The sequence below is a fragment of the Desulfosarcina sp. genome, assembly GCF_041551955.1.
Classification (GTDB): Bacteria; Desulfobacterota; Desulfobacteria; order Desulfobacterales; family Desulfosarcinaceae; genus Desulfosarcina.
Genome location: NZ_JBFELV010000243.1, coordinates 1 through 7,572, shown reverse-complemented (window position 1 = coordinate 7,572; position 7,572 = coordinate 1). Strand labels below are relative to the sequence as shown.

Here is a 7,572-nt window from a genome sequence, read left to right as displayed (position 1 = left end):
TCCCGGTGTTGAATCTCACCAATCATGTCATTGAAACGGTCGATCAGGACGCCGAACTCATCGTTGCTCTGTCTGTCGACCCGCACCGCATAATTCTTCTCCCGGATGACGGCATCGATAGACTGCATCAGGCCGAACAGGGGGCCGGTAAATATTCGTTGCATGCGGGCGGATACGATCAGAACCACGATCAGGGTGATCAGGACGATTGACGACACGACCAGGTAAAAGGCGTTGAGCCGTTCACGCATCTGCTGCATGTTGTCGACCAGTTGAATGGCACCCACGATCGCATTGTCGACAATCACGGGCCGGACCACATGCAGGTGGCCCTCCGACAGGAAGAACGTGCCGGTTTCGGACAACAGGTTGTGAGTAAATGCCTGCTGGTCCGGGTACCGGCCTCGCAATTCGCTGACCCAGGGCGGCGCAGCATTGGCACCCGGGCTGAACTGGCTGAACACGCCACCGTTTTTATCGTATAAAATCGCCGCTGCGATCTCAGGTTTAGCCGCCAATGAAGCCAGATCTTCTCGGGCGGTCTGCTCATCGTTAAACAAAAGGGCGGCACCGATGTTCAAGGCAACCACATCCGCCATTGAACGCAACTCCCGGACGAGGTTTTTTCGGGTGCTCCACTTCTCATTGAAAACCAGGGCCGTGGTGACCAGCAGCAGGGTCAAAACCGCTGTCAGGCTCAAAATGATTAACAGCTTTCCCCTGATCGAAAAATGATTTTTTCGTGACCCTAGTGATTTGTTGTTCATCCGTCACCCACGATAAAGACTGGCTTGAAACGCCGCCGCCTGAGCATCAAACCATGCCTGAAGTGTTGTTTAAGATCTAATGAAAAACTTAGGGCATCTATCGACCACTTAGGCCCATTACTTTAATTGGAAAGGCAATTTTCCGGTTCGATATTGAAGGAAGTAAATGGTTTTATTTTTTTCTAAAGATATTTAGGATCTTGCCGATTTCTCTTCGCAACGAAATCACTCACGCTCAGACCAAAAGGGGCTGTTGTTATGAACTATTCGATCGGACATCCAATTGGGGCATTTTTCCGCTGGGCAATCTCGATGGTGCTGTTGAGCGGGTTGCTCATCCACGGGATAGGGTTCTGTTTCATTTCATCCGCCGCAGCGGAGACGCTGCCGCCCGATCTCACCGAACTGTCCATCGAAGCCTTGATGGACATCGAGATTACCTCCCTGTCCAAGAAGAGCCAGAAGTTGTCGGACGCGCCTGCCGCGGTATTCGTGATCACCAATGAAGATATCCGCCGTTCCGGGGTTACCTCGATCCCCGAGGCGCTGCGCATGGTACCGGGCATACAGGTAGCAAAGATCAGCTCAAGCCAGTGGGCCGTCACCTCCCGGGGCTTCAATGGGCGTTTCGGCAACAAGCTGCTGGTGCTCATCGACGGCCGCAGCGTATATACCCCCTTGTTTTCAGGCGTGTTCTGGGAGGTGCAGGACACACTGCTCGAGGATGTGGACCGCATCGAGGTGATCCGTGGACCTGGGGGAAGCATCTGGGGTGCCAACGCGGTCAACGGGGTGATCAACATCATCACCAAATCTGCCGCCGATACCCAAGGTGGACTGGTCGTCGCCGGGGCAGGCACCGAGGAGAAGGCTTTCGGAAGCTTCCGCTACGGGGGAACTTTCAAAGATGACATCCACTACCGCTTTTTCGGCAAGTATTTCGACCGGGACGAAGCGGTGTTTGCCGACGGCAGTGATGCCGCCGACGGCTGGGATTTCCTGAGAGGCGGCTTCCGGTTGGACAGCGCGCTGGAATCGGACAGCCGATACATGCTCCAAGGTGAGACTTACGGCGGAACAACGGGGGACACGGTGGAGATAGGCACCTACACGCCGCCCTATGCCGAAATTAACGATATCGACGGGGACTTCAACGGCAGCCACCTGCTGGGGCGCTGGGAACGGGATCTGGGGGCAGGTTCCGATCTGGGCCTGCAGCTTTACTTCGACCGCGCCGAATGGGACAGCTTCGTGGGCGGCTTTCGGGTGGACACCTACGATGTCGATTTTCAGCACCGCTTTCAATTGGGTCAGCGGCAGGAAATCGTGTGGGGGTTGGGATACCGCAACATCCAGGATTCGGTCCGGGGAAGTCAAGTCATAGAACTCGACCCTGCCAGTGACGATCAGGAGCTTTTCAGCGGTTTCATTCAAGATGAGATCGAGCTGTTTGAGGAATTCGCCTTTTTAACCCTGGGCACCAAGCTCGAACACAACGATTTCACCGGGTTTGAGTTCCAGCCCAACGCCAGACTGCTGTTCAAGGCGGATGAACGCAACTCCATGTGGCTGTCGGCGGCGCGGGCGGTAAGGACCCCGTCCCGTGGGGAAACCGACTCGCGGGTTCGGGACAAGGTCTTCCCGCCCACGCCGCCGAACTTCTTGGCGATACAGCCGGTGGTTGTCGGCACTGACGATTTTAAAACCGAGGAGCTGTGGGCCTATGAAGCCGGTTATCGAACCCAACCCTTGGATGCCTTGTCAGTCGATGTGGCGATCTTCTACAACGATTACGATTACCTGCGGACCACCGAACCCCAAACACCAGTGTTGGAACTCGATCCGGCACCGCCCCATTTGATCATCCCGTCACTGATGGGAAACCAGATGGCGGGCCATACCTATGGCCTTGAGGTGGCAGCCGATTGGCAGGTTTCGAGTTTCCTAAGACTTCAAGGCTACTATAGTTACTTGCAATCAAATTTATCGCTGACAAGCGAAAGTATCCCGGAACAGCTATTGACCAATACCCAGGATTCGAGCCCAAAGCACCAGTTTTCGCTCCAGTCATCCTTCAACCTGCCGGGCGACGTGGAACTGGACCTGTGGGCGCGCTATGTCGACCGTCTGCCCGCATATGACATTTCGAGCTACCTGACTCTGGACGCCCGCCTGGCATGGGAACCCGCGGACGGGGTCGAGTTGGCCCTGGTGGGCCAGAACCTGCTGGAAAACCGGCACCCGGAGTTCGAGCCCGAGTTTTTGGGAACCGTGGCCACCGAGGTGCAGCGCAGTGTCTATGCCAAAATAACCTGGCGATTCTAAATCCCTGGTCGACCGAGCTGTCCATGACCATCCAGAAACAGGAATCTCGCTGCATGTTAAACTGGTCTTCGATAAAACGCTTCACCAAGCATAAAGCGGCCTGTATCCTGGGCCTGGTTGCTGGGTTCCTCCTGCTCTGCCAGGGCAGCCTCCTGGCTGGCTCCGCCTCGGCGGCGTCCGTGGAATACCGAGTTAAGGCCGCTTTTCTATACAACTTCACCAAGTTCATCGAATGGCCCGCCCATGGCGGTGAAAAGGGTCGACCCTTTACGATCGGCATCCTCGGTGAGGATCCCTTCGGCAGCGAAATGGAGGCGCTTGCAGGCAAGGCAGTGGGCGATGAAAGCCTGAAGGTCCAACGTTTCCCTGCTTGGAACGACCGTGCGCAGAAATGTGACATTCTGTTCATTTCCGGCTCAGAGGAAAAGAATCTGCCTGAAATTCTCCGGCGCCTCGATGGATCACCCGTGCTGACGGTCGGCGATGCGGCAACCTATGCCAGACGCGGGGTCATAATCAATTTTTTTATGGAGGACAATAAAGTCAGATTTGAGATCAACCTCAAGCAAGCCAAGCGGGCGGGTTTAAAAATCAGCTCCAGGTTATTGAAGCTGGCGGTGATTCTGGAAGATTCTGCCGGGTGACGACTGGATCCGCACCATTGACGGTATGATGGCATCAACGGCAACATGCCCACCTACTTTTTGATTACCCTATTGAGCACCTGGCTCATCTCCTGAACCAGATAGGGTTTCTTAACGGCGCTGCAGAATCCATAGTCGGCATAACTGGCCATCACCGGGTCATTGGAATAACCACTGGATACAATGGCCCGCACGTTGGGGTCAACATCCAAGAGGCGGCGCAGGGTTTCTTTTCCTCCCATGCCTCCGGGTACAGTTAAATCCAGGATAACCGCATCGAAGGGTGTATCGGCTTCAAGGGCGTCTTTGTAAGCGTTCACGGCGGCCTGACCGTCATGTGTCAGCACAACGTCGTATCCCACTTTGGGTAGCATTACCGAGACTAATTCTCGGATGAATTCCTCGTCATCCATTACCAAGATTCGGCCGCTGCCGACGATCAAACCGTCAGGTGCGTGGTTGTCGGTTGCCTGTTCCCGTTGAGAACCAGGCAGGAAAAGGCTGAAGGTGGTACCCTCCCCCAGCGTCGAGACCACCGTCAATTGCCCGCCGTGCCGGGCAATGATGCTGTAAGCCACAGCCAGCCCCAACCCGCTTCCCTTTTGCTTGGTGGTAAAATACGGGTCGAACACCTTTTTCAGGTGCCCCCGCTTGATGCCCGTGCCCTGGTCTCGAATGCACAGCTGGACGTAGTTGCCGGGATCAAGGGCATACGGATTGCCTGGTGCAAGGAGGATATTCATGCCCCGAATGGAAACCACCCCGCCATCCGGCATGGCTTGATCGGCATTGATCATGAGGTTGTGAATCACCTGGGCAATTTGGCCGTCATCGACATCGGCAGATCGTAAATCGTCGTCAATGTTGAACTCGCAGCGCACGTTGGATCCGCGCAGGGCGAATTGCGCGGTCTCACGCACCAGGTCGTCAATGCGCGTGATCTGTTTGACGGGCGCACCGCCCTTGGAAAAGGTGAGCAGCTGCTAGGTCAGGTCTTTGGCCCGTAAGGCCGCTTTTTCCATCTCGCCCAGCGCCCGGCCCACCGGATGACCAGGCTGCACATCCATCTTGGCAAGTGACAGGTTGCCGATGATGCCGGTCAGAAAATTGTTGAAGTCATGGGCAATCCCGCCGGCCAGCACCCCCAGGGACTGCAGTTTTTCCATTTTGAGCAGCTCTTTTTCCATACGCTGCCGTTCGGTGGTATCTCGGAACACCAGCACGACGCCGGGAATATCGCCTTCTCACTTTGCTCCAAAATTGTTGAATGTGTCACAGCTGGCCATGTCGCCGCTCTCCAATCCGATTGTGAACCATTTGACGCGTTGTGCCGAACTGCCGTGGGTAAATGAATCAGGACTCACATAACCCTGTGACTGTTTCTGTAGCGTATCATCACCAATGGCACTGGCCGCAGATAGCCCTTCTTCCAAATCACCGACTTCGAGCAGTTGCCGGGTACGATTGGCATGGTTGGCCCAGACGCCCGCAAGGCAATCGGCCTGTAACTCCAGTCGAACAGAGAGCTGGTTGCCTTCTGCCGTGTTCAGCTTTCTGCGAGCCGCATGCACGTGGTCGGATATACCCAGCAGTGTCTGAATATGGTGGCCCACTTCGTGGGCAATGACATAGGCCTGGGCAAAGTCCCCTGGCGCGTTGAATCGATTTTTCAACTGATCAAAAAAACCCAGGTCGATGTAAACGTGTTGATCGCCAGGGCAATAAAAGGGTCCCACGGCTGACTGAGCCATTCCGCAAGTGGAATCGACGGCGTCACGAAAGAGCACGAGTCGTGGTTCCGTGTATGTTTTCCCCCTTTGATGGAACAAGGTGGTCCAGGTATCTTCGGTATCGGCCAAGATGACGGAAACGAAATCCACCAGCTCTTTTTCTTCGGCGGTTTCATGAAACTGGACTGCGGGTCTAGTGATGGAAGGGTCTTGTTGTAAACCAAGGCCCCCCAATAAATTGCCGAGGTTCCCGGTAAATAACCCATAAGCACCCACACACGCTGCAAGTACCAAGGTCCCTTTAAATCCTAAAAGCTTAAATACCATGGGAAGGAGACGTAGCATACCGCTGCCACCGCTTAGACGTCCGGATCCAGAGGCTCGCATACCACGTCTATCTTCCACATTGCTGCTCTTACGATTTCCACGCCAACGCATAACGATTCTCCAGTCGGCTGATTTTTCGCTGCTATACGCAGTTATACTGAGAAGGGATTACGCCTGCTTCTTGAGCAAATCCCTTATTTCGGCAAGCAAGACTTCCTGTGCCGGGGGTTCTGGCGGCGCTTGGGGTGCTTCTTCCTCTTTGCGTTTCAGGGAGTTGATTCCTTTGATGGCAATGAAAATGGCAAATGCGATAATGGTGAAATCGACGGCCGTCTGAATGAACTTTCCATAACCGATGACGACAGCGGGTATATCTCCAGAAGCTTCCTTGAGCGTTATGGCCAGGTTGGTGAAATCGATCCCTCCAACCAGCAAACCGATTGGCGGCATGATCACATCGGCAACAAATGAAGAAACGATTTTTCCAAATGCTGCGCCAATAATGATGCCAACCGCCATATCGATCACATTCCCTTTGACGGCAAATTCCTTAAACTCTTTCATCATACCCATAATTACTCCCTCCTGATTAACATGGGGAAAGGTTTTTAAAGCCCGCTTAGCCAATTATCATGAGACCATCTCTGTGGTGCATACACGGAAACACGGAGAAGGATCATCCGATGAGTGGAGGTCCTTCGTCTACTTGCCAAATAATTTGCCTGCCATCCCCATAGCACCGGATAGGCCACCGATTGAATCCAGCAGTGAGCCGCCGCTGCTGGCTTTATCCACCATCTGCGGAAGCGCGTCAGATAAACCTCCGGCCGCCTCTTCTTCGCTAAGTCCCAGTCTGGATGCAAAGCCTGATATCTTATCGGCGCCGAGCATGCTGGTAATCTGATCAGGCGAGATGGCTTGATTGCTTCCATCGCCAAGCCAGGATTTAGCGATGCCGCCAAGTCCGCCAGTATCCATCTTTGACAACAATGAACCCAAGTCGAAACCGCCTATGCCGCGGCCTCCTCCAGCGAGGCTGGATAGAGCTGATATCAGGCTGCTCATATCCAGGCCACTGCCGGCATCACCGCTCTTTTCGCTATTGATGAACGCGGTTGCGCCCATTTTCAGCAGATTTGCCATGTCCATGATAAATCCTCCCGGTTAATTGTAGGTTGATTTTGCATGCCTTTACTATCAAGCATGTTTGACGGATTGGTAAAAACGACTTTTTGCGAGTCCATCATGTTTGGAGATACACGGTTTAAAGATGGCCACCACCGATATGCCACAAGGGCGGTCTCCATCATATTATCAAAGGAGCATATTTCCTCGCTTGCCATTTCCCCTTTTTTTAATTTCAGGACTTGGAGAAATGGACCTCGGGAAGTTCTCTTTGCGTTGCCAAATCGAGAGAAAAATAATGACCTTTTTCGAAACTAAACTTCCCGGCAATTACGGAGGCAGGAAACGATTCAACCAACGTATTGAATTGATTCACGGAACTATTATAGCGATTTCTAGCTTTCTGGATATCTTCCTCGACATCATTTAAATGGTTTTGCAGATTGTGGAAATTGGCGCTGGCCTTAAGATCGGGGTAGGCTTCGGCTAAAGCCAGAACACGTTGCAGTGATTTCGATATCTGACTTTCCTCCTCAACGCGATCAGACATGGTTGTCGAACTATTTCGCTTTTCACTGATTGACAGTAGAACCTTGGCTTCATGCGCACTGTACCCTTCAATGACCCGTATCAAGTTGGGTATCAGATTGAAGC

General features: G+C 53.5%; 9 protein-coding genes. 2 read left to right on the top strand and 7 right to left on the bottom strand.

Annotation, left to right across the window (positions count from 1 at the left end):
• Positions 1–767: CHASE sensor domain-containing protein (locus ABYV26_RS16585; RefSeq protein ID WP_372682470.1), on the bottom strand; the 767-nt coding region annotated here is incomplete at its 3' end.
• A gap of 258 nt (positions 768–1,025) precedes the next feature.
• Here ABYV26_RS16585 and ABYV26_RS16580 point away from each other — a divergent pair.
• Positions 1,026–3,092 (top strand): TonB-dependent receptor plug domain-containing protein, encoded by a 2,067-nt coding sequence (locus ABYV26_RS16580; RefSeq protein WP_372682469.1) that lies wholly within the window; start codon positions 1,026–1,028, stop codon positions 3,090–3,092.
• A gap of 53 nt (positions 3,093–3,145) precedes the next feature.
• Complete coding sequence (locus tag ABYV26_RS16575) at positions 3,146–3,736, top strand: YfiR family protein (RefSeq protein ID WP_372682468.1); 591 nt, start codon at positions 3,146–3,148, stop codon at positions 3,734–3,736.
• Between the two features lie 53 nt (positions 3,737–3,789).
• Here ABYV26_RS16575 and ABYV26_RS16570 read toward each other — a convergent pair whose 3' ends face one another.
• The 6 genes from ABYV26_RS16570 to ABYV26_RS16545 form a co-directional block, all read right to left on the bottom strand.
• Positions 3,790–4,656 (bottom strand): ATP-binding protein, encoded by an 867-nt coding sequence (locus ABYV26_RS16570; protein WP_372682467.1) that lies wholly within the window; start codon positions 4,654–4,656, stop codon positions 3,790–3,792.
• A gap of 63 nt (positions 4,657–4,719) precedes the next feature.
• Positions 4,720–4,959, bottom strand: a complete 240-nt coding sequence (locus ABYV26_RS16565) for a hypothetical protein (protein WP_372682466.1) — start codon at positions 4,957–4,959, stop codon at positions 4,720–4,722.
• Between the two features lie 21 nt (positions 4,960–4,980).
• Positions 4,981–5,904, bottom strand: a complete 924-nt coding sequence (locus ABYV26_RS16560; protein ID WP_372682465.1) for a neutral zinc metallopeptidase — start codon at positions 5,902–5,904, stop codon at positions 4,981–4,983.
• Between the two features lie 57 nt (positions 5,905–5,961).
• On the bottom strand, positions 5,962–6,366 hold the full coding sequence (mscL, locus tag ABYV26_RS16555; protein WP_372682464.1) for a large-conductance mechanosensitive channel protein MscL: 405 nt from the start codon (positions 6,364–6,366) through the stop codon (positions 5,962–5,964).
• A gap of 129 nt (positions 6,367–6,495) precedes the next feature.
• The gene (locus ABYV26_RS16550; protein ID WP_372682463.1) at positions 6,496–6,942 is read right to left on the bottom strand and encodes a YidB family protein; all 447 of its coding nucleotides are present in this window, start codon (positions 6,940–6,942) and stop codon (positions 6,496–6,498) included.
• A 211-nt stretch (positions 6,943–7,153) separates the two neighbouring features.
• Positions 7,154–7,572 (bottom strand): LemA family protein (locus ABYV26_RS16545; protein ID WP_372682462.1); only part of this gene is annotated, 419 nt, incomplete at its 5' end.